This is a genomic window from Nonomuraea sp. bgisy101, assembly GCF_057708945.1.
Genome location: NZ_JBYITD010000003.1, coordinates 258,083 through 278,795, shown reverse-complemented (window position 1 = coordinate 278,795; position 20,713 = coordinate 258,083). Strand labels below are relative to the sequence as shown.

Annotated in this window: 22 protein-coding genes and 1 riboswitch; of the genes, 15 read left to right on the top strand and 7 right to left on the bottom strand. The window is 69.7% G+C overall.

From position 1 onward, the window contains the following. Positions 1-81: 81 nt before the first annotated feature. Positions 82-579: an inorganic diphosphatase gene (locus AC3EO4_RS07540; protein WP_358137755.1), complete on the bottom strand. Its 498-nt coding sequence runs from the start codon at positions 577-579 to the stop codon at positions 82-84. An 82-nt stretch (positions 580-661) separates the two neighbouring features. Between AC3EO4_RS07540 and dacB the strand changes: the two genes are divergently transcribed. The 11 genes from dacB to AC3EO4_RS07485 all read left to right on the top strand — a co-directional run bounded on the left by dacB (position 662) and on the right by AC3EO4_RS07485 (position 11,114). Next, positions 662-2,050 carry a D-alanyl-D-alanine carboxypeptidase/D-alanyl-D-alanine endopeptidase gene (gene dacB / locus AC3EO4_RS07535; protein ID WP_379574767.1) on the top strand — a complete coding sequence of 463 codons (1,389 nt, stop codon included), beginning with the start codon at positions 662-664 and terminating at the stop codon, positions 2,048-2,050. Positions 2,051-2,552: 502 nt separating this feature from the next. After that, positions 2,553-3,659, top strand: a complete 1,107-nt coding sequence (locus AC3EO4_RS07530) for a zinc-dependent metalloprotease (protein WP_379574766.1) — start codon at positions 2,553-2,555, stop codon at positions 3,657-3,659. Between the two features lie 286 nt (positions 3,660-3,945). After that, positions 3,946-4,944, top strand: a complete 999-nt coding sequence (tilS, locus tag AC3EO4_RS07525) for a tRNA lysidine(34) synthetase TilS (RefSeq protein WP_379574765.1) — start codon at positions 3,946-3,948, stop codon at positions 4,942-4,944. 10 nt (positions 4,945-4,954) lie between these two features. Beyond that, complete coding sequence (gene hpt, locus AC3EO4_RS07520; protein WP_379574764.1) at positions 4,955-5,509, top strand: hypoxanthine phosphoribosyltransferase; 555 nt, start codon at positions 4,955-4,957, stop codon at positions 5,507-5,509. A gap of 234 nt (positions 5,510-5,743) precedes the next feature. Further along, the gene (gene ftsH, locus AC3EO4_RS07515; RefSeq protein WP_379574763.1) at positions 5,744-7,738 is read left to right on the top strand and encodes an ATP-dependent zinc metalloprotease FtsH; all 1,995 of its coding nucleotides are present in this window, start codon (positions 5,744-5,746) and stop codon (positions 7,736-7,738) included. Then, positions 7,735-8,313 carry a GTP cyclohydrolase I FolE gene (folE, locus tag AC3EO4_RS07510; RefSeq protein ID WP_379574761.1) on the top strand — a complete coding sequence of 193 codons (579 nt, stop codon included), beginning with the start codon at positions 7,735-7,737 and terminating at the stop codon, positions 8,311-8,313. The genes ftsH and folE overlap by 4 nt, the downstream gene beginning before the upstream one ends. Before the next feature lie 205 nt (positions 8,314-8,518). After that, positions 8,519-9,355, top strand: coding sequence for a dihydropteroate synthase (gene folP / locus AC3EO4_RS07505; RefSeq protein ID WP_431894466.1), 837 nt, complete (start codon positions 8,519-8,521; stop codon positions 9,353-9,355). Beyond that, entirely contained in the window at positions 9,352-9,801 is a 450-nt protein-coding gene (locus tag AC3EO4_RS07500) for a nuclear transport factor 2 family protein (RefSeq protein WP_379574759.1), read from the top strand. Before folP ends, AC3EO4_RS07500 begins: the two co-directional genes overlap by 4 nt. After that, complete coding sequence (gene folB, locus AC3EO4_RS07495) at positions 9,791-10,156, top strand: dihydroneopterin aldolase (protein WP_379574758.1); 366 nt, start codon at positions 9,791-9,793, stop codon at positions 10,154-10,156. Before AC3EO4_RS07500 ends, folB begins: the two co-directional genes overlap by 11 nt. Next, positions 10,153-10,656, top strand: coding sequence for a 2-amino-4-hydroxy-6-hydroxymethyldihydropteridine diphosphokinase (gene folK, locus AC3EO4_RS07490; RefSeq protein WP_379574757.1), 504 nt, complete (start codon positions 10,153-10,155; stop codon positions 10,654-10,656). Before folB ends, folK begins: the two co-directional genes overlap by 4 nt. After that, positions 10,653-11,114, top strand: coding sequence for a DUF3180 domain-containing protein (locus AC3EO4_RS07485; protein ID WP_431894463.1), 462 nt, complete (start codon positions 10,653-10,655; stop codon positions 11,112-11,114). The genes folK and AC3EO4_RS07485 overlap by 4 nt, the downstream gene beginning before the upstream one ends. A gap of 6 nt (positions 11,115-11,120) precedes the next feature. Here AC3EO4_RS07485 and AC3EO4_RS07480 read toward each other — a convergent pair whose 3' ends face one another. Beyond that, positions 11,121-12,203, bottom strand: a complete 1,083-nt coding sequence (locus tag AC3EO4_RS07480; RefSeq protein ID WP_379574755.1) for an acyltransferase family protein — start codon at positions 12,201-12,203, stop codon at positions 11,121-11,123. Next, complete coding sequence (locus AC3EO4_RS07475; protein WP_379574754.1) at positions 12,200-13,345, bottom strand: NADH-quinone oxidoreductase subunit D; 1,146 nt, start codon at positions 13,343-13,345, stop codon at positions 12,200-12,202. The genes AC3EO4_RS07480 and AC3EO4_RS07475 overlap by 4 nt, the downstream gene beginning before the upstream one ends. Before the next feature lie 91 nt (positions 13,346-13,436). On the opposite strand from AC3EO4_RS07475, the gene AC3EO4_RS07470 reads away from it, so the two are divergent. Continuing rightward, entirely contained in the window at positions 13,437-13,973 is a 537-nt protein-coding gene (locus AC3EO4_RS07470; protein ID WP_379574753.1) for a DoxX family protein, read from the top strand. Here the strand turns inward: AC3EO4_RS07470 and AC3EO4_RS07465 are convergent. Then, positions 13,970-15,226: an aminotransferase class V-fold PLP-dependent enzyme gene (locus AC3EO4_RS07465; protein WP_431894460.1), complete on the bottom strand. Its 1,257-nt coding sequence runs from the start codon at positions 15,224-15,226 to the stop codon at positions 13,970-13,972. The genes AC3EO4_RS07470 and AC3EO4_RS07465 overlap by 4 nt on opposite strands. 47 nt (positions 15,227-15,273) lie before the next feature. Next, positions 15,274-15,389, bottom strand: a riboswitch (SAM riboswitch). A 100-nt stretch (positions 15,390-15,489) separates the two neighbouring features. Here AC3EO4_RS07465 and AC3EO4_RS07460 point away from each other — a divergent pair. Beyond that, entirely contained in the window at positions 15,490-16,224 is a 735-nt protein-coding gene (locus AC3EO4_RS07460; RefSeq protein WP_417629460.1) for a TerC family protein, read from the top strand. After that, positions 16,224-17,414, top strand: coding sequence for a cytochrome P450 (locus AC3EO4_RS07455; protein ID WP_431894458.1), 1,191 nt, complete (start codon positions 16,224-16,226; stop codon positions 17,412-17,414). Before AC3EO4_RS07460 ends, AC3EO4_RS07455 begins: the two co-directional genes overlap by 1 nt. A gap of 36 nt (positions 17,415-17,450) precedes the next feature. Here the strand turns inward: AC3EO4_RS07455 and AC3EO4_RS07450 are convergent, their stop codons facing one another. The 3 genes from AC3EO4_RS07450 to AC3EO4_RS07440 are packed head-to-tail and all read right to left on the bottom strand — an operon-like array spanning position 17,451 to position 20,122. Further along, complete coding sequence (locus AC3EO4_RS07450) at positions 17,451-18,635, bottom strand: cation:proton antiporter (RefSeq protein WP_379574748.1); 1,185 nt, start codon at positions 18,633-18,635, stop codon at positions 17,451-17,453. Positions 18,636-18,672: 37 nt separating this feature from the next. Then, positions 18,673-19,155 carry a cation:proton antiporter regulatory subunit gene (locus AC3EO4_RS07445; RefSeq protein WP_431894456.1) on the bottom strand — a complete coding sequence of 161 codons (483 nt, stop codon included), beginning with the start codon at positions 19,153-19,155 and terminating at the stop codon, positions 18,673-18,675. Positions 19,156-19,159: 4 nt separating this feature from the next. After that, positions 19,160-20,122 carry an SAM-dependent methyltransferase gene (locus AC3EO4_RS07440; protein ID WP_431894454.1) on the bottom strand — a complete coding sequence of 321 codons (963 nt, stop codon included), beginning with the start codon at positions 20,120-20,122 and terminating at the stop codon, positions 19,160-19,162. 191 nt (positions 20,123-20,313) lie between these two features. Here AC3EO4_RS07440 and AC3EO4_RS07435 point away from each other — a divergent pair, with 191 nt between their 5' ends. Then, positions 20,314-20,541: a chaplin family protein gene (locus AC3EO4_RS07435; RefSeq protein WP_379574744.1), complete on the top strand. Its 228-nt coding sequence runs from the start codon at positions 20,314-20,316 to the stop codon at positions 20,539-20,541. The last annotated feature ends 172 nt before the right edge of the window (positions 20,542-20,713 follow it).

The window sequence follows — 20,713 nt, the reverse complement described above, 5'->3', positions numbered from 1 at the left end:
AGGCCGCGGTCGCGGTCGCGGCGAGACGGAGGTTCCGTGAGGCGCCGGCCACCACGAAACCCCGCGTCCCGCGGAAGGCGATCAGTGAGCGGTGTAGCCCTGGTCCTTCGCCCGCTGGAACGAGCGCACGATCTCGGCCTCGGCCTCGACGCGGCCCACCCAGTTGGCGCCCTCGACCGACTTGCCGGGCTCGAGGTCCTTGTACACCTCGAAGAAGTGCTGGATCTCCAGCCGGTCGAACTCGGCCACGTGGTGGATGTCGCGGATGTGCTCCATCCGGGGGTCGGTGGCGGGGACGCAAAGGACCTTGTCGTCGCCACCCTTCTCGTCGGTCATGCGGAACATGCCGACCGCGCGACAGGTGATGTAGCAGCCGGGGAAGGTCGGCTCCTGCAACAGCACCAGGGCGTCGAGCGGGTCCCCGTCCTCACCGAGGGTGTGCTCGATGAAGCCGTAGTCGGCGGGGTACTGCGTGGAGGTGAACAGGAGCCGGTCAAGCCTGATCTTGCCGGTCTCGTGGTCCACTTCGTACTTGTTCCGTTGTCCCTTCGGAATTTCAACGACAACGTCGAACTCCACCGCGGTTCCTCCGCTCGAGCCCCCGGGCAACCCCGGTTGGGCGTTAATGTCTCGTAGGCGAACTGAGAGAGAGGTCGGCGACGTGGTGCGGCGCGAGCGATGGGTGGCGTTGACCACACTCGCCATGCTCCAGGCGGTGACGATCGCCATCGGCGCTTACGCGATGACGAACGACTTCAGCCTGGGCGCGCTGACGAGGCCTGAGCCACTTCCGACCGAGCGTGCTGAGCCTTCGCCCGTCCCTGTGGTCACCGCGGGGCCGGTACTGGCCACGGGTGGAGACGGACCTCTCCCCACCAAGGGTACTTTGGCCGCACGGCTCACCGACGCCCTGGGTGACGATGCGCTCGGCGGCAGGGTCGGCGCGGTCGTCATCGACGCCGCGACCGGCCAGCAGATCTTCGCCGCCAACGCGGCCACCGGCATCACCCCCGCGTCCACCACCAAGGTGGTGACCTGCGTCGCGGCGCTCGCCTCCCTCGGCCCCGACGCGCGCCTGACGACCTCCGTCGTCCAGGGCCCGAAGCGCGGCACGATCATCCTCGTCGGCGGCGGCGACCCGACACTCGCCGGCCCGTCGGCCAAGCCGGGCGCCTACCCCAAACAGGCGTCGCTGGTCCAGCTCGCCTCCCGCACCGCAGCGGCGCTGAAGGCCTCCGGCGTCACCAAGGTCACGCTCTCCTACGACGCCTCCCTCTTCACCGGCGCCACCTCGGCGCCCGGATGGAAGCCCAACTACATCCCCGAGGGCGAGGTCGCTCCCGTCCACGCGCTGGCGATCGACGAGGGCCGCCAGAACCCCGCCTCCTCCGCCCCGCGCGTCGCCGACCCGGCCGCCTACGCGGCCTCCGCGTTCGCCAGAACCCTCGGCAAGTACGGCATCGGCGTCAGCAGGTCGATCAAGCCGGCGAAGGCCACTCCCGGGGCGGACACCCTGGCCGCCGTCGAGTCCGCCCCCCTCTACGCGCTCGTCGAACGCACGCTGACGAAGAGCGACAACGACCTCGCCGAGGCGCTGGTCAGGCACGTGGCCATCAAGGAGGGCCAGCCCGCCTCCTTCGAGGGGGCCTCCCGCGCGGTCCTGTCGGTGCTCAAGCGGCTGGGTGGCGACAGGGGCGTCATGGTCTCCGACGGGTCGGGGCTGTCCATCAGGAACAGGATCAGCGCGGACGCGATGGCCCGCGTGCTGGCCATCGCGACCAAGGACCCCGCGCTGCGGCCGCTCCTGTCCGGGATGCCGATCGCCGGGTTCACCGGCACGCTCGGCCACCGCTTCACCCGCGACGACAGCAAGGCGGAGGTGGGTCTGGTCCGCGCCAAGACCGGCACCCTCAACAACGTCAACACCCTCGCCGGGTTCGCGACCACGCGCACGGGACGGCTGGTCACGTTCGCGTTCATGGCCGACAAGGTCCCCTACACCGCCGAATCGGTCCTCGACCGCCTCGCCGCCATCGTCGCCCGCTCCTGACCGCCCCGCCCTCCGCGGGGTCCGGCCCACTCCTTGCCCACCGCCCCCGCGGGGCCCGGTCCGCTCCTGGCCCACCGCCCCCGCGTGCCCACCGCGCCCGCGGGGGCCCAGCCACTCCTGACCCATCGCCCTTGCGGGGCCGTTCCTGGCCCGCCGTCTCCCGGCTCCCGTGGGACCCGCTCCAGAACGGCGGCCCGCACCCACCCTTCGTGCCGCCCCTGCGCATCCGGGCGCGCGGCTCGTTCTCTCGAAAGGCAGGCCGACGCATCCGGCGCGGCTCGTCTCCCAAAGAGGCAGGCCGGTGGGTCCAAGCGCAGGTCCGGGCGCTTCGGGAGAGACCAGCGGCCCGGGCCGAGGCGTCTCCGCCCCGCGAGGGCGAACGGTGCCACGCCGTCCGGGATGGCGCCCCTGGACCCCGAGAACCCCGGCCACGGCCGCGCTCCAGCAGGGACGGCGAACCAGTTCTTCGCAGCCGACGAGCTGACCACGTACGGTGGACGGTATGCAGGTGATCGACTGGGATCTGGCCGTCTCCACCGGAACGCGCCTGGTGCGCCCCGGACCACAGGTGAGTCGTGAGGAGGCCCGCCACGCCGTCGCCGAACTGCGCACGCTCTCGCGAGAGGCGGAGGGCCACGTCCGCGAGTTCACCAAGATAGATGCGGCCACTCCGCCGCAACCCGCCACCATCGTCGACAGGCCCGGCTGGATCAGGGCGAACGTCGAAGGCTTCCGCGTCGTGCTCGAACCGCTCACGGAGCGGATGGCCAACCGTGACAACCCGCCGCCCGCCATCGTCAGCGCCGTGGGCTCCCGCATCACCGGCGTCGAGGTGGGCGCCGTGCTCGCCTTCCTCGCCTCGCGCGTGCTCGGGCAGTACGAGCTGTTCCTCCCGCCGGACCCGACGGGGGTCGAGCCGATCGGCCGCCTCACGCTCGTCGCGCCGAACATCGTCAACGCCGAGCGCGAGATGGGCGTGCACCCGCGTGACTTCCGTCTCTGGGTGTGCCTGCACGAGGAGACCCACCGGGTGCAGTTCACCGGGGTGCCGTGGCTGCGCGAGTACGTCAGGTCGCAGATGACCGACTTCCTGCTCGCCTCCGACCTCGATCTGACCACCCTGCTCGAACGGCTGCGCGCCGCCGCCGACACCGTGGCCGACGTGGTGCGCGGCACCGGCGACGGCAACCTCATCGACGTGATCCAGACGCCGGAGCAGAAGGAGATCCTCGACCGGCTCACCGCGGTGATGACGCTGCTGGAGGGCCACGGCGACTTCGTGATGGACGCCGTCGGACCGACCGTGGTGCCGTCCGTGGCCGACATCAGGGCGAAGTTCAGCCAGCGCCGGGAGGGGACCTCGCGGCTGGACCGCACGGTCCGCAAGCTGCTGGGTCTCGAGATGAAGATGAAGCAGTACGCCGAGGGGTCGGCGTTCGTGCGTCACGTGGTCGGCAAGGTGGGGATGGACGGGTTCAACCGCATCTGGACCTCGCCTGAGACCCTGCCGATGTCGGACGAGATCGCGGAGCCCGACCGGTGGATCGCGCGCGTCGTCCCGCGGGAACCGACCGCCATCCCGGCCCAGCCGTCCGATCCGGAGGCCTGACCCCTCCCTCCGGATCCGTGCCCTCGCGCCGCACCGACCCTCTCCGGCGGTGCGGGTCGCGAAGGGATCCGGGGGCTGTTGTGACGCTTTCCGCCCGCACCGACCGTCTCCGGCGGTGCGGGTCGCGAGGGAATCCGGGGGCTGTTGTGACGCTTTCCGCCCGCACCCAGCTCCGGCGGTGCGGGTCGCGAGGAGAGCGGGAGGTCTCCGCGCCGCGCGCTGACGGACCTCGTGAGGATCCGGGCGTCCGGTGGCGAGTGGTGGCCGGGGCGGGACAATGGTGGGCATGGGTCCACACCCCGCCGTCGCGGACGTCCGGCGAGCCGTGCGCGACGCGCTGGCCGACCTGAGCCCCGGCGACCTCGTGCTGGCGGCGTGCAGCGGCGGCGCGGACTCGCTCGCGCTGGCCGCCGCCCTGGCGTTCGTTGCGCCGAGGGCGAACATCCGCGCCGGTCTGCTCACCGTCGACCACCAGTTGCAGGAAGGTTCGAAGGACAGGGCCGTCAAGGTCGCCGAGACGGCGAAGGCGTGGGGTCTGGACCCTGTCGAGGTCCTCACCGTCCGCGTCGGTACGGCCGGCGGCCCTGAGGCCGCCGCCCGCGACGCCCGCTACCAGGCCCTCGCCGAGGCGGCCGATCGTTGGGGAGCCGCGGCGGTCCTGCTCGCCCACACGCGTGACGACCAGGCCGAAACCGTCCTGCTGGGCCTGGCGAGGGGCAGCGGGCCGCGGTCGCTGTCGGGGATGGCGCGGCGGGCGGGCCGCTACCGCAGGCCGTTCCTGCACCTGGGCAGGGACAGCACCGAGAGTGCGTGCGAGGCGCTCGGCCTCGACGTCTGGGACGACCCGCACAACGCCGACACCCGCTACACGAGGGTGAAGGTGCGCAGGCGGGTCCTGCCGGTGCTGGAGAAGGAGCTCGGCCCAGGCGTCGCCCAGGCCCTCGCCCGGACGGCCGAACTGGCGAGGGACGACTCCGACGCTCTTGACGAATGGGCTTCGAAGGTCTTCGACGATTGCGCTCTTAGCGATATCGGGGCAGTCGTGACGCTTGCCGTCCCGGCGCTCGAAGGCCTTCCCTCCGCCGTCAGGCGGCGGGTGCTGCGGCGGGCGGCGATCGCCGCGGGCGCGCCCTCAGGGGCGCTGTCGGCGGGCCACGTGATGGCCGCGGAACGGCTGATCACGGCGTGGAGAGGGCAGGGAAGGGCGGACCTACCCGGGGGAGTTGGCGTGGTTCGGCGGTATGGCACCCTTGTGTTCGCCCCCGCGCCCGAGAACCAAGCGTAAGGACACCCAGGTGGACGCAGCCGACATGGGCAAGGACCTCGAGAAGGTCCTCATCTCCGAAGACGAGCTCCAGGCCAAGATCAAGGAGTTGGCGGCTCAGATCGACGCAGACTACTCAGGCAAGGACCTGCTGCTCGTCGGCGTGCTCAAGGGCGCCGTGATGGTGGTGGCCGACCTGGCGAGGTCCCTGCACCTGCCCGTGCAGACCGACTGGATGGCGGTGTCCTCCTACGGCGCGGGCACCAAGTCGTCCGGGGTCGTGCGGATCCTGAAGGACCTCGACACCGACATCACCAACCGTCACGTGCTGATCGTCGAGGACATCATCGACTCCGGCCTGACGCTGAGCTGGCTGCTCGACAACCTGAAGTCGCGCAACCCCGCCTCGCTGGAGATCTGCACGGCGCTGCGCAAGCCGGACGCCATCAAGGTGCCGATCTCGGTGAAGTACGTCGGGTTCGACATTCCCAACGAGTTCGTCATCGGCTACGGCCTCGACTACGCCGAGCGTTACCGCAACCTTCCGTTCATCGGGACGCTGGCCCCTCACGTCTACAGCGGTTGACCGACGACGAATAGCCGGGAACATCGAGCGACCTGACGTACGTTGGTAGGGCAAGGCCGGAGGAGCGGGCAGTGACCCTGCGCCTCCCCCGGTGTACCTTCTGACACCGAGGGGGTGACCGCGTGTCGCCTCCGGGTAGTCAGTAGGAGCGGTGTCGGATGCCGCAGCCCCGGATGGTTCCGGGGTTCCAGGCCATGGTCAGGAAGGGACGGGCCCGCAGGGGTTCCGCATCGGATGGATCTCAAGCGATTTACACGTGGGCCACTGCTGTGGATCCTGGGCATCGTCGTGCTGCTCCTGCTTGTCACCACTATGTGGAGCGGTGACGGCAACTTCAAGACTGCCGACACGTCCACGGTGCTCAAGCAGATCCGCGACGGCAATGTTGCCAATGCGAAGGTCGTCGACAAGGACCAGCGCATCGAGCTCACTCTCAACAGCCCGATCAACGTCGGGGACGTCTCCACCAACCGCATCCAGTCGAGCTGGGTGGCGGGGCAGGGCGTCCAGCTCGTCGGCGAGCTGGAGAAGCAGGATCAGGCCGGCAAGCTCAAGAACGGCTTCAACGTCGAGGTGCCGCAGGAGAACTTCCTGATCGGTCTCCTCGTCAGCTTCCTGCCGATCGTCATCATCGTGCTGATCTTCCTGTTCATCATGAACCAGATGCAGGGCGGCGGCAGCCGGGTGATGAACTTCGGCAAGTCCAAGGCGAAGCTGATCACCAAGGACACTCCCAAGACGACGTTCGCCGACGTCGCCGGTGCGGACGAGGCCATCGAGGAACTGCAGGAGATCAAGGAGTTCCTGCAGGCTCCGGCCAAGTTCCAGGCGATCGGCGCCAAGATTCCCAAGGGCGTGCTGCTGTACGGCCCGCCCGGTACCGGCAAGACCCTGCTCGCCCGCGCGGTCGCGGGTGAGGCGGGCGTGCCGTTCTACTCCATCTCCGGCTCCGACTTCGTCGAGATGTTCGTGGGTGTCGGCGCCAGCCGCGTCCGCGACCTGTTCGAGCAGGCCAAGGCGAACGCCCCCGCGATCATCTTCATCGACGAGATCGACGCCGTCGGCCGTCACCGCGGCGCGGGTCTCGGCGGCGGGCACGACGAGCGCGAGCAGACGCTGAACCAGCTGCTCGTCGAGATGGACGGCTTCGACGTCAAGGGCGGCGTGATCCTCATCGCCGCGACGAACCGGCCCGACATCCTCGACCCCGCGCTGCTGCGTCCGGGCCGGTTCGACCGGCAGGTCACCGTCGACCGTCCCGACCTGGAGGGCCGCAAGGGCATCCTCAAGGTCCACGGCCGCGGCAAGCCGTTCGCGCCCGAGGTCGACCTCGACGTCATCGCCCGCCGTACGCCGGGCTTCACCGGCGCCGACCTGGCGAACGTGATCAACGAGGCGGCGCTGCTCACCGCGCGCGCCGACCAGAAGCTGATCTCGATGGACACCCTCGAGGAGTCGATCGACCGTGTCATGGCAGGTCCCGAGCGCAAGACCCGGGTCATGTCGGACAAGGAGAAGAAGATGATCGCCTACCACGAGGGCGGTCACGCGCTCGTGGCGCACGCGCTGCCGAACAGCGACCCCGTGCACAAGATCACGATCCTCTCCCGTGGTCGCGCGCTCGGCTACACGATGACCCTGCCGATGGAGGACAAGTTCCTCGCCACGCGGTCGGAGATGATGGACCAGCTCGCGATGCTGCTCGGCGGTCGCGCGGCGGAGGAGCTCGTCTTCCACGAGCCCACCACCGGCGCCTCGAACGACATCGAGAAGGCCACCGCCGTCGCCCGCCGCATGGTCACCGAGTACGGCATGAGCGAGCAGCTCGGCGCCCGCAAGTTCGGCACCGGGCAGGCCGAGGTCTTCCTGGGCCGCGAGATGGGCCACGAGCGCGACTACTCCGAGAAGATCGCCTCCACGATCGACGAGGAGGTGCGCCGGATGATCGAGACGGCGCACGACCAGGCGTGGGACATCCTCGTGGAGTACCGCGACGTCCTCGACAACCTGGTGCTCGAGCTCATGGAGAAGGAGACCCTCTCCCGCGAGATGGTGCTCCAGATCTTCGCCCCCGTCGTCGTCAAGGAGCACCGCCCGTCCTACGCGGGCTACGGCAAGCGGCTCCCGTCGGACCGCCCGCCGGTGCTGACCCCGAAGGAGCAGTCCGGCAACGGCGCTCTGACCGGCGGTCACGCGGACAACGCCCTCCCCGCTGGCGAGGGTGCGTGAACCCGCGCGACGTCGACCACGCTCGGATCGAGAAGGCCGTCCGGGAGATCCTCTACGCCATCGGCGAGGATCCGGACCGTGACGGCCTGCTCGACACGCCCTCCCGTGTGGCCCGCGCGTACGCCGAGCAGTTCTCGGGGCTGAACCAGCGCCCCGAGGACGTGCTGAACAAGGTGTTCGACGTCGACCACGACGAAATGGTGCTCGTCCGCGACATCGAGGTCTACTCGACGTGCGAGCACCACCTCGTCCCCTTCTTCGGGATGGCCCACGTCGGCTACATCCCCAACGACAAGGGACAGGTCACGGGGCTGTCGAAGCTGGCCCGCCTGGTCGACGTCTTCGCCAGAAGGCCGCAGGTGCAGGAGCGGATGACCTCGCAGATCGCCGACGCGCTCATGCGGGTGCTGGAGCCGCGCGGCGTGATCGTGGTGCTGGAGTGCGAGCACCTGTGCATGACCATGCGCGGGGTCCGCAAGCCCGGCGCGAAGACGCTGACGTCCGCGGTGCGGGGCGACTTCCGCACCAGTGAGAAGACCCGCGCCGAGGCGATGGCGCTCATTCTGGGTCGCTGACCCTGTTCCTCCCTCCGCCCGCCCCCTCCTCTGTACGGCAAGCCCGGGCAGGCGCCACCCACCGCACGTGGCCGGCGTCTGTCCAGGGATACGCGTCACCGAGCGCGCGTGGCCGGGGTGGGCGACGGACCAGATCGTTATCCACAAAGGGGCGACCCGGCGGGGAGACGGCACGAGTGATGCACCTAGGCTTGGGGATATGAGGATGGGGCTGCCAGTTGAGGAGCGCTGTCTCGTCATGGGCGTGGTCAACGTGACGCCTGACTCCTTCTCCGACGGCGGCCTGTGGTTCGACGAGCGCGCCGCCGTCCAGCACGGTCTCGAGCTGGTCCAGGAGGGCGCCGACCTGGTCGACGTCGGCGGGGAGTCCACCAGGCCCGGCGCGGCGCGGGTGTCGCAGGAGGAGGAGCTCGCCAGGGTCGTCCCCGTGATCCGCGCTCTGACGGCCGAGGGCGTCACGGTGAGCGTCGACACGATGCGGGCCGAGGTGGCGCGGGCGGCGGTCGAGGCGGGCGCCGCGCTCGTCAACGACGTCAGCGGCGGCCTGGCCGACCCCGACATGTCGAGGGTGGTGGCCGCGACGGGCGTGCCGTACGTCGTGATGCACTGGCGGGGCCACAGCCATGACATGGAGAGCAGGGCCGTCTACACCGATGTCGTCGCCGAGGTGCGCGAGGAGCTGGCCAAGCGGGTGGCGCTGGTGATGGCGGAGGGTGTCGCCGAGAGCCAGATCGTGCTGGATCCCGGGCTGGGGTTCGCGAAGAACGCCGAGCACAACTGGGCGCTGCTGGCCGGGATCGACAAGCTGGCCGAACTGGGCTTCCCGCTGCTGATCGGGGCTTCGCGCAAGAGGTTCCTCGGCAGGCTGCTGGCCGATGCCGACGGCGCTCCCCGCCCCTTCGACCGCAGCGACCACGCCACGAGCGCGGTGACGGCGCTGGCCGCGCAGGCGGGTGCGTGGTGTGTGCGGGTGCACGAGGTGGGTCCCAACGCCGACGCCGTCCGCGTGGCGGCCGCCTGGAAGCGAGGAGGCGGCCGATGAGCGTGGACGTCGCTGCGATCGAGACGGTCAACCAGGCTTTCTATACCGCGATCGAGGACGCCGACCTCGACAAGATGACCGAGATCTGGGCCGAGGACACCCTCGAAGGCAAGGTCTCGTGCGTGCATCCCGGCTGGTCGATGCTGGCGGGCAGGGCCGAGGTGCTGCGCTCGTGGGCGCTCATCATGGCCAACACGACCTACATCCAGTTCGTGCTCACCGACGTCCAGACGACCGTGCTGGGCGACCTGGCGGTGCTCACCTGTGTGGAGAACATCCTGACCGCGGGCGAGGAGGGCGAGTCCAGCTTCGCCGCGGGCAAGGTCGTGGCCAGCAACGTCTATGTCAGGTCGGGCAGGGGGTGGCGGCTGTGGATGCACCATGGTTCGCCCGTGCTGCAGAGCGAGGACGAGGACGAGGAGGAGGAAGCCGAACGTGACCGCTGACCGGATCACTCTCAAGGGGCTGCGCGCGCGGGGCCGGCACGGGGTGCTGCCCGCCGAACGCGAGCTCGGCCAGGAATTCGTGATCGACGCGACGCTCTTCCTCGACACCAGGCCCGCCGCCGACACCGACGACGTCACCAGGACCGTCCACTACGGGGAGCTTGCCCAGGACCTGACGAAGGTGGTCGAGGGCGAGCCGGTCAACCTGATCGAGACCCTCGCCGAACGGCTGGCCGAGCTCTGCCTCGCCAGCGAGGTCGTGCAGGCGGCCGAGATCACGGTGCACAAGCCGTCTGCCCCGATTCCGCTGCCCTTCGACGACGTGGCCGTCACGATCCTGCGGAGCCGAGCATGAAAGTGGTTCTCGCTCTTGGCAGCAACCTCGGACGCCGGTTCCAGACCCTTCAGGGCGCGATCGACTCGCTGTTCGACGCGCCAGGACTGCGCTTCGTCGCGGTGTCGCCGGTCTACGAGACCGACCCTGTCGGCGGTCCCGAGGACCAGAAGCCGTACCTCAACGCGGTCGTCATCGCCGAGTCCAAGCTCACCCCCGAGACGCTTCTCGACCGCGCCCAGAGCGTCGAGAACGCCTTCGGCCGGGTCCGCACCGAGCGCTGGGGGCCGCGCACGCTCGACGTCGACGTCATCGCGGCGGGCGACGTCGTCTCCGACGACCCTGACCTGACGCTGCCGCATCCCCGCTGCCACGAGCGCGCGTTCGTGCTGGTGCCGTGGTCGAACGCCGACCCCACGGCGGTGGTGCCGGGTCGCGGCGCGGTCGCCGACCTGCTGGCGGCTCTGGACCAGTCGGGCGTACGGCTGCGCCAGGACCTCAAGTTGCAGGGGCCGGATTGAAGCCCACCCGCCCCGCCGTCCTGGTAGGCGTGCTGGTCGTCGTCGCCCTGGTGTCCTGGCTGATCGTCAGGCAGTTCTACGCCAGCCTGCCGCTGGTCCCGTGGACGGCGATTCCGACCGTGCTGCTGCTGGCCGTCGGCGAGCTCTACAGCGGCTGGATGACGCGTGCGCGCATCGCCCGCAAGCCCGACACCAAGCCGGTGGAGCCGCTGGCGGTGGCCAGGCTCGCCGCCCTGGCGAAGGCCTCGGCGTACGCCGGCGCGGTGTTCGCGGGGATCTTCGCCGGGTTCTCGCTGACGACGGTCCAGCTGCTGACCAGGGAGACGCCGCGCGCGGAGTTCTTCGTCGCCACGGGGTCGTTCCTGTCGTTCGTGGTGCTGATCGTCGCGGCCCTCTACCTGGAGAACTCCTGCCGCGTCCCGAAGGAGCCCGAGGACGAGCTCAAGCGCCCTCTCTGAGCCGGCTCAGGTGGGGGTGGGCGTGCGGTCCGCTCGTCTTCCCCTGGAGAACAGGTAGATGACGGGGAGGGTGAAGAGCAGCGGCCCGACGACGGCGAAGGGCCGCTCCAGCCACCACATCAGGTTCGGTCGCGGGTCGGCCGAGGGGAAGCCGAACAGTCCCCACCACGCGCCCAGCGCGAGCGCCATTCCCGTGGTGTGGAACAGGAACAGCGGCAGCGCGAACCGGTTGATGGTCTCGTTGACGCGCTTCCATCTGGGCCGCTCCAGCACCCGCTCCATCGTCGGCCTGAGCACCTCCACCAACCCGATCTGGAAGATGAGCAGGGCCACGATGACGAACGTGGGCGGGGCCATGTTGGACAGCTTGTCGCCGGGCACGCCGACCATCGATCCCGGGTACAGGCCGGAGTAGACCAGGCCGAACAGGCCGAACAGGCCGGTCCACAGGATGGCGAAGTCGTAGCGGCGGGGCAGGATCACGACCCGCTCGTAGAAGAAGCCCGCCTGGTGGGCCAGGCCCCACACCAGGATCATGTTGAGCCAGCCGACCCACTCGACGTGGTAGCGCAGCCGTATGACGTCGACGACGAGAGTCGCGCCGCCGAGCCAGATGAGGGCGAGCACGTCGTAGCGGCGGTGCAGCCACAGCGCGACGGGCAGCAGCGCGACCAGCATCACGTAGACGATGAGGAACCACAGCGGGCTGAGCACGAGCAGCACCACCCGCCACATCCACGGCACGTCGAACAGCAGGGTCACGACCAGGCCGATGGCGAGCCAGATGCCCGCCAGGGTCAGGCCGGGGACGGCCAGGGCCTTGATGCGCCGCCAGACGAAGGAGCCGATGCCCGTCCCCCGCTCGCAGGCCCGGTGCCAGGACAGGAGGTGGACGTGCCCGCCGACGTAGAAGAACAGCGGCAGCACCTGGAACAGCCAGGTGAGGATCCACAGGCCGGAGGTGAAGCCGAGGGGGCTGGTCGGCGAGGGCCCCTCCGGGGTCCAGACGAGGATGGTGAAGGCCCAGTGCCAGACGACCACGGTGATGAGACTGACCGCCCGGAGCCAGTCGACGTACTTGTCCCTCACTTGTCGATGTCACCCACCACGAAGAACATCGAGCCGAGGATCGCGACCATGTCGGCGACCAGGTGCCCCGGCAGCATCTCGCGCAGTACCTGGATGTTGTTGTAGGAGGCCGAGCGGAGCTTCATCCGCCACGGTGTCTTGTCGCCCTTGGAGACCAGGTAGTAGCCGTTGATGCCGAGCGGGTTCTCCGTCCAGGCGTAGGTGTGCCCCTCCGGCACCTTCAGCACCTTGGGCAGGCGCTGGTTGATCGGGCCAGGGGGTAGCGAGCGCAGCCGTTCGACGCAGGCGTCGGCGAGGTCGAGAGAGACCTTGAGCTGGTCGAGCAGGACCTCGAAGCGGGCGTGGCAGTCGCCCGCCGTACGGGTGACGACCTTGACGGGCAGCTCGTCGTAGGCGAGGTACGGCTGGTCGCGCCGCAGGTCGAAGTCGACCCCCGAGGCTCTGGCTATGGGGCCGCTCACGCCGTACTGCATGATCGTTTCGCGGTCGAGGACGCCGACGCCCCTGGTGCGGGCCAGGAAGATCTCGTTGTCGAGGATGAGGTCCTCGATGTCGGGCACCTTGGCGCGGGTGGCGGCGACGGCGGCGGTGACCCGGTCGAGCCAGCCCGCGGGCAGTTCCTCCTTGAGCCCGCCGACGCGGTTGAACATGTAGTGCATCCGCCCGCCCGAGATCTCCTCCATGACGCCCTGGATGCGTTCGCGCTCGTTGAAGGCGTAGAAGATCGGCGTGATGGCGCCGAGTTCGAGGGGGTAGGAGCCGAGGAACATCAGGTGGGAGAGCACCCTGTTCAGCTCGGCCAGCAGGGTGCGGGTCCAGACCGCGCGGGCGGGGATCTCCATGCCGAGCATGCGCTCGGTGGCGATCACCACGCCGAGCTCGTTGGCGAAGCCGGACAGCCAGTCGTGCCTGTTGGCCAGCATGATGATCTGGCGATAGTCGCGGACCTCGAACAGCTTCTCCGCGCCCCTGTGCATGTACCCGATGATCGGCTCGGCCGTGGCGATGCGCTCGCCGTCGAGGGTGAGGCGGAGCCGGAGAACACCGTGCGTCGAGGGGTGTTGGGGGCCGATGTTGAGGATCATGTCCTCCGTGGCCAGCTCCTTGGCGCCAGCTCCGATGCCGACCACGCGTTCTTCCATACCGTCATGCTGCCACTGGCGCTGATAGTGATCCAGTCAAGGAATGGTCTATTTGCGCATTTCGCCAGGTGGTGGCGGGGACATAGGGCCCATGAAGCGAGCGGTTTTCGACCTGGCCGTGCTGGTGGGCCGGGTGGTGATCGGCGTGATCTTCGTCGCCCACGGCTGGCAGAAGTTCCAGGGTGGGCTCGGCGCGGTCACGCAGATGTTCACCCAGATGGGGATCCCGATGCCGGGGCTGTCGGCGACCTTCGCCGCCGCGGCCGAGCTGCTGGGTGGTGTCTGCCTGATCCTGGGCCTGCTGGTGCGCCTGGCGGCGCTCGCGCTGGCCGTCGACATGGTGGGCGCGTTCGTGTTCGTGCACGGCAGCAAGGGCGTCTTCGTGACGAGCGGCGGCTGGGAGCTGGTCGGCGCGCTGGCGGCGGGCTGCGTCCTGCTGATGGCGGTCGGCGGGGGACACTTCGGCATCGACGGGCTGTTCATGCGCTACACCAGGAAGCGGGCCGAGCAGCGGGATACCGACCAGCAGGAGCGCGAGCGGGCGGACGGACGTCCCCCCATGGACATCTTCGACGAGCCCCGGAGGGACGACGACCTGCCGCCCGACGCGCCGCCCACCCGCCCCTAGCGGCGGGCGACCAGATCCTGCAGCGCGCCGATCAGCCGGTCGACGTGCTCCTCGGTCGTGCCGATCCCGATCGAGGCCCTGACGGCCGACGCGGCGTCGTCCTCGCAACCGCCGTCCGCTATGTCGAGCAGGTGGCGCAGGAACGGGTGTGCGCAGAACTTCCCGTCCCGCACGCCGATGCCGTACTCGGTGGACAGCGCCTCGGCGACCTGCCTGGCGGTGTACCCGTCGACGACGAACGACACGATGCCGACCCGCGGGTGGTCGGGCCCCCAGAGCGACAGCTCGCGCACCCCCTCGATGGCGCCCAGTCCCTCGCGCAGCCTGGCGATCAGCCGCTCCTCCTCGCTGACCAGCGGCGTCCACCCCGTCGCGGTGAGCGCGTCACACGCGGCGGCCAGCGCGATCGCTCCCAGCACGTTCGGGGTGCCCGCCTCGTGCCTGGGCTCGGCGTCCTCGTGCCACTCGGTGGTCCCCTCGTCGAGGGCGCCCACCGACCTCACCGCCCCGCCTCCCTTGAGGTACGGCTCGCCGTCCGACAGCCAGTCACGCCGCCCGACCAGCACTCCCGCGCCGAAGGGCGCGTAGAGCTTGTGGCCGGAGAAGGCGACGTAGTCTAGGTCGAGCGCCGTCAGGTTGAGCTTGCGGTGCGGGACGAGCTGGGCGGCGTCGACGAGGACGCGGGCGCCGTGCCTGTGGGCGATGTGCGCGAGGGCGGCGATCGGCCACAGCTCGCCCGTCACGTTGGAGGCGGCGGTGACGACGAGCAGCTTGGGGCCCTCGATGGCGGCGAGCGCCTCGTCGGCCTGCCGTACGGCCTCGCCGGGGAAGGCGGGGGGAGCGAGGCGCACGACGCGCTGCCACGGGAGCAGGGACGCGTGGTGCTCGGTGTCGAAGACGACGGTCGTGGTGCCCTCGGGAAGGCACCGGGCCAGCAGGTTGGTGGCGTCGGTCGTGTTGCGGGTGAAGATGACCGCGTCGTCGGTGCGGGCGCCGACGAAGGCGCGGACGGTGTGGCGCGCCTGCTCGTAGCGGGCGGTGGTCAGCTGCGAGGCGTAGCCCGCGCCGCGGTGGACGCTTGAGTAGGCCGGGAGCGCGGCGGTGACGGCGGCGCTGACCGGCTCCAGACAGGGCGCGCTGGCGGCGTAGTCGAGGTTGGCGTAGGAGACCAGGCGGCCACCCTTGACCGGCACCTCGAGGTCCTCGCCCAGCACCTTGACCTGAACGGGGTTGAAGATCGTCGCAACGGACACGGCACAGCCCTTCTGGGGTCATCGGACCCCCGGCCGTGGCGCATCGGAGCCCGCGCTTGCCCGCCACACCTCGTGGCGGACCAGGTCTTCACCCGGGGCACCCCGCCGCGGACGCGAGGGTTGCCGGCCAGCAAGCCGGGGCTAAGCGCTGGCACTCATGACCTACGCCCGAACTATAACCGACACGGGGTGCCACTTCGCAAGCCGCGAACTTCTGGGGCGATCGGCTCGTTGGGGTTGGGGACAGCGAACCAAGGAGGCACATGATGATGGACTGGGTGGCAGACCCACAGATCTGGATCGGGTTCTTCACCCTGGTCGCCCTGGAGATCGTCCTGGGAATAGACAACATCATCTTCATCTCGATCCTGGCAGGGAAGCTGCCGCCCGAGCAGCGCGACAGGGCGAGGGTCCTCGGACTCGCCGCCGCCCTCGTCTCGCGTCTGCTGCTGCTCCTCGGGCTCTCCTGGGTGGTGAAGCTGACGGAGCCGCTCTTCGAGGTCTTCGGGCACGGGATCTCGGGCCGCGATCTGATCCTCATCCTCGGTGGCCTGTTCCTGCTGGCCAAGAGCGTGCTGGAGATCGGCGAGAGCATGGAGCTGAAGGACAAGGACGGCAAGGACCGCAAGGTGACCTCCTTCACGTCGGTCATCCTCCAGATCATGGTGCTCGACATCGTGTTCTCGCTCGACTCGGTCATCACCGCGGTGGGCATGGTGGACGAGCTGGGCGTGATGGTCGCGGCCGTCATCGTCGCGGTGCTGGTGATGCTGTTCGCGTCGGGGCCGATCAGCAGGTTCGTGGACAGGCACCCGAGCATCAAGATGCTGGCGCTGTCGTTCCTGGTGCTGATCGGGGTGGTGCTCCTGGCCGAGGGCTTCGACCAGCACATCCCGAAGGGCTACATCTACTTCGCGATGGCGTTCTCGGTGATCGTCGAGCTGCTCAACATCAGGATGAGGAGCAGGCACGCGAAGGCCGAATCTAATATGCAGTAGTGCGCTTTGATCCTTGGAATCCGGATTTTGTAGCTTCGCCCTACGCGGTCTACGACGAGCTGCGGCGCGACGCGCCGGTCAGCTTCTTCGAGCCCACGGGACAGTGGCTGATCGCCAGGCACGCGGACGTCAACGCGCTGCTCAGGGATCGCCGTCTGGGCAGGTCCTACCTGCACCTCGCCACGCACGAGGAGTTCGGGCGCGAGCCGGAGCCGGAGTTCCAGGAGCCGTTCTGGCGGGTGGTCAACGCCGGCATGCTCGACGTCGAGCCGCCGGTGCACACCCGCCTGCGCCGGCTGGTCTCCAAGGCGTTCACGCCGAGGATGGTCGAGTCGATGCGGCCCAGGGTCCGCGCGATCGTCGAGCGCCTGGTCGACGACTTCGTGGAGAAGGGCGGCGGCGACCTGATCGCCGAGGTCGCCGAGCCGCTGCCGGTCACCGTCATCGCCGAGATGCTCGGCGTCCCGGACGCCGACAGGCACCTGCTGCGCCCATGGTCGGCCGACATCTGCGGCATGTACGAGCTGAACCCCTCGCAGGAGGCGCAGCACACCGCGGTCAGGGCCGCGTCGGAGTTCTCCGACTACCTGAAGGACCTCGCCCGCGCCCGCAAGGCCGCTCCCGGCGAGGACCTGATCAGCGCCCTCGCGCAGATCGAGGAGCTGACCGAGGACGAGCTGGTCGGCACCTGCGTGCTGCTGCTCAACGCGGGCCACGAGGCGACCGTGAACGTGACCGGCAACGGCTGGTGGTCGCTGTTCCGCAACCCCTCCGAGCTGGTACGGCTGCGCGAGGACCTCTCGCTGCTTCCCACGGCGATCGAGGAGCTGATGCGCTACGACACCCCGCTGCAGATGTTCGAGCGCTGGGTGCTGGAGGACATCGAGGTCGGCGGCGTGGCCATCCCGAAGGGCGTGGAGGTGGCCCTGCTGTTCGGCTCGGCCAACCGCGATCCCGAGGTCTTCGACGAGCCCGACACGCTCGACGTCGGCCGAGCGGACAACCCGCACATCTCGTTCGGCGCCGGCATCCACTTCTGCCTGGGCGCGCCGCTGGCCAGGATCGAGCTGGTGGAGTCCTTCGGCGCCCTCCTGAGGAGGGCGCCGGCGATGGAGCTGACGAGCGAGCCCGTCTGGAACCCCGGCTACATCATTCGCGGGCTCCGGTCGCTGGAGGTCTCCTGCGACTGAGCGAAGCGAGCGAGCCGGCGGGCACAGCGGGTCTTCTCACGGGGCCGACGCAGGAGGCCGGGTGAGAAGCGGTTCGACCAGCTTGGCCGCCAGGGGGCCGAAGGCCGCCAGGATCAGCACGTAGGTGGCGGCGAGGGGGCCGAGATCGGGATGGGCTCCCGCCGCCACCGCCAGTCCCGCGATGACGATGTTGAACTCGCCGCGCGGGACCAGCGCGATGCCCGCGCGCATCCGGCCCGCCTTGGCGATGCCCGCCCTGCGGGCGGCGTAGGCGCCGGTCAGCAGCTTGGTGACGATGCTGACGAAGGCGAGCAGGAGCGCGAGCAGCGCCACGGGCGGGATCTTCGTCGGGTCGGTCTGCAGACCGAAGAAGACGAAGAACACCGCGGCGAACAGGTCGCGCAGCGGCATCAGCAGCGCTCTCGCCTCGTGCGCGAGCTCGCCCGACAGCGCGATGCCGACGAGGAAGGCGCCGACGGCCGCCGACACCTGCAGCTCCTGGGCCAAACCCGCCACCAGCAGGGCCAGGCCGAGCACCTTGAGCAGGAGCACCTCGTTGTTGGGGCTGGAGACGAACGCCTCGATGAACCTGCCGAAGCGCAGCGCGATCACCAGGACGACGGTGACCGTACCGAGGGCGATGCTCAGCGAGATCGCTCCTGTCACCAGGGAGACGCCGGCCAGCATCGCGGTGAGCAGCGGCAGGTAGACGGCCATCGCCAGATCCTCGAAGACCAGCAGCGACAGCACGACGGGTGTTTCGCGGTTGCCGATCCATCCGAGGTCCGACAGCACTTTCGCGGTGATGCCCGAAGACGTGGCGTAGGTGACGCCGGCCATCGCGACGGCCGCCACGGGACCCCAGCCGAGCAGCAGCGCCGCGACCGCGCCAGGGGTGGCGTTGAGGACGATGTCGACCAGGCCCGCCCGGGCGTTGCCGCGCAGGCTGGAGACGAGTTCGCCCGCGTTGTACTCCAGGCCGAGCGTCAGCAGGAGCAGCACGACGCCGATCTCGGCGCCGATGGCGATGAACTCCTCGCTGGTCGCGAGAGGGAGGATGCCGCCCTGTCCGAAGGCGAGGCCGGCGATCAGGTAGAGGGGGATGGCGGAGATCCCCACCCTCAACGCCAGCGCGCCGAGCACGCCGAGGCCGAGGATGATGCCGCCGAGTTCGAGGAAGACTATGGCCGTGTTGTGGACTTCTCCTGCGAGAACTCCCATCAGATGGCCTCTGACGAGCTGACGAGCAGACTTCGCATCAGCCGTCCGCGAGGATGTCGGCGGCGGCGGCGGTGTTCTCGGCGTCGCCGACGACGACCACGACGTCTGCGGCCGCGAACCTGAAGTCGGGCGTGGGGCTCGCGTGGACCTGGGACCCGCGCACCACGGCGACCACGGAGGCGCCGGTGCGGGTGCGGATGCGCGCCTCGCCCAGCGTCCTGCCGTCGTACGGCGAGCCGGGAAGGACCGTTACCTGAAGGCTGACCAGCCCTTCGATCTCCCGGTGCAGCGCGTTGAGCCGCTGGACGATGCGCGGCGCGCCGAGCAGCTCGACCAGCGCGTCGGCTTCCTCGTCGTTGAGCTGTATGGCCTCGCACGCCCGGTCGGGATCGTCCCGGTCGTAGATGATGAGGTCACGCCGCCCCGAACGGTGTGAGACGACGGCGACGCGGCGGCCTGACTGGGTACCGAACTCGTGTTTGAGTCCGATGCCTGGAAGCGGGGTCTGTTCGATCTCCACATGGTTAACGTATCTGGCTAAGCCATCCAAAGCCGCCCCAGCCTGCCGGGTCGATCAGTTCGGCCTCCCGTGAGGCGCGGGCCAGCGCCCGCAGGTATCCGGGTGGATCGGTCCGCGCGAGGTCGAGCGGGGGGCGGACGCCGGTCACTCCGAGAGTGCGCAGAATGTCGCGCTGTGTGGACAAGGTTGTGGATATCGCACCGGCTCGCCGGCCCGCGTCCGCGCACGCGTCGAGCGCGACGTGAGCGGTGATGTCGCAGGTCCCGTCGGGTATCGGCGCGACGACCGCACCGTCCCTGTACCCGGTGAGCGTGCCGCGGGGAGGTCGGTTATCCACAGGGTGTGCATAATCGACGGCGATCGCCTGACCGCCGGCCAGCCGTCCGATCACGGCCGCCCACGCCGCGCACCGCGACCTGCCGACCTCGGCCCGCTGGCCCACGCGGCGCAGCGGCCACCAGCGTTCCAGCCAGAGCAGGTCGTCCTCGCAGGGCGGCGGGCCGAGCCGCTCCTCGCCCGTCTCGATGTGGACGAGCACCACCCGAGGGCCCTCGGCGGTCTGCTCCACCACGTCGAAGGGGATGTTGTCCAGCCATTCGTTGGCGATCGCCATGCCGGTGATCCCCTGCGGGATCGCGTGGCTCCACGCGATCTCGTCGGGCAGCCCGGCGGGGCGGGAGGACAGGTCGACGGCCGTGACGCTCAACCGGTCGCGCAGCGACGGCGGAGCGGCCGCGAGCACGGCGGCGGACAACGCTCCGTCGCCGGCGCCGATGTCGACCAGGTCCAGCCGGTCGGGCCGGCCGAGATCGGTGTCGAGGCGCCGCAGCAGCGTCAGCACGGCCCCCGCGAAGACGGACGAGGCGCCGACCGAGGTGCGGAAGTGCCCTGAGGGGCGTTCGCGCAGGTAGAAGCCGCTCTCCCCGTAAAGTGCCCGCTCCATCGCCGCTCGCCAGGTGAGCCACATGTCACGGACTATCTCATGGTCACCCGATGACACGCCCAGTGATGTAATGACTACTCCCTGTCGCCGCTTTGCGCTACGGTTACCCGGTGTCATCGGACGGTCGCCCCGACCTTACCCCCAGTGGGCCCGGCCGATCGTCGATGCAGGCATCGGTACCGCGGCCGCGCGCCGCGCAATGAGAGGACACCCCCATGCTCAAGAAGACTGTCGTCGCCGCCGGCGTGCTGGCCATGATGGCGTTCGGCGCGCCCGCCGCCCACGCGGACAACGTCACCAGCGGTGACAACGGCGTGCTGTCAGGCAACCAGATCATCGCGCCGATCTCGATCCCGGTGAACGTGTGCGGCAACGCCGTGGCCCTCTTCGGCGTGGCTGTCGCCGGCTGCAAGGGCGGTGCCTCGGTCGTCAACCGGTGGTGACCTGAAGACCGCGCGCCCGTCCTGCGACGAAGCAGGGCGGGCGCGCTTTCACACCCGCGCTTTCACACCAGGGGCCGGCCCGTCGGCGGTGGGTCGGCCCTCTGGTGCGGGAACGGGCGCCGAGTCACCATGGCTCGGCGCCCGCCCTCTGGCGGGGGTGTCCCATATGTAT

Bases quoted from the DNA above. Each gene is read 5' to 3' on its own strand.
- AC3EO4_RS07530 (WP_379574766.1), top strand. From the start codon at position 2,553: ATGCAGGTGATCGACTGGGATCTGGCCGTCTCCACCGGAACGCGCCTG.
- tilS (WP_379574765.1), top strand. From the start codon at position 3,946: ATGGGTCCACACCCCGCCGTCGCGGACGTCCGGCGAGCCGTGCGCGAC.
- ftsH (WP_379574763.1), top strand. From the start codon at position 5,744: ATGGATCTCAAGCGATTTACACGTGGGCCACTGCTGTGGATCCTGGGC.
- folP (WP_431894466.1), top strand. From the start codon at position 8,519: ATGGGGCTGCCAGTTGAGGAGCGCTGTCTCGTCATGGGCGTGGTCAAC.
- AC3EO4_RS07500 (WP_379574759.1), top strand. From the start codon at position 9,352: ATGAGCGTGGACGTCGCTGCGATCGAGACGGTCAACCAGGCTTTCTAT.
- folK (WP_379574757.1), top strand. From the start codon at position 10,153: ATGAAAGTGGTTCTCGCTCTTGGCAGCAACCTCGGACGCCGGTTCCAG.
- AC3EO4_RS07475 (WP_379574754.1), bottom strand. From the start codon at position 13,345: ATGGAAGAACGCGTGGTCGGCATCGGAGCTGGCGCCAAGGAGCTGGCC.
- AC3EO4_RS07470 (WP_379574753.1), top strand. From the start codon at position 13,437: ATGAAGCGAGCGGTTTTCGACCTGGCCGTGCTGGTGGGCCGGGTGGTG.
- AC3EO4_RS07460 (WP_417629460.1), top strand. From the start codon at position 15,490: ATGATGATGGACTGGGTGGCAGACCCACAGATCTGGATCGGGTTCTTC.
- AC3EO4_RS07450 (WP_379574748.1), bottom strand. From the start codon at position 18,635: ATGGGAGTTCTCGCAGGAGAAGTCCACAACACGGCCATAGTCTTCCTC.
- AC3EO4_RS07440 (WP_431894454.1), bottom strand. From the start codon at position 20,122: ATGTGGCTCACCTGGCGAGCGGCGATGGAGCGGGCACTTTACGGGGAG.
- AC3EO4_RS07435 (WP_379574744.1), top strand. From the start codon at position 20,314: ATGCTCAAGAAGACTGTCGTCGCCGCCGGCGTGCTGGCCATGATGGCG.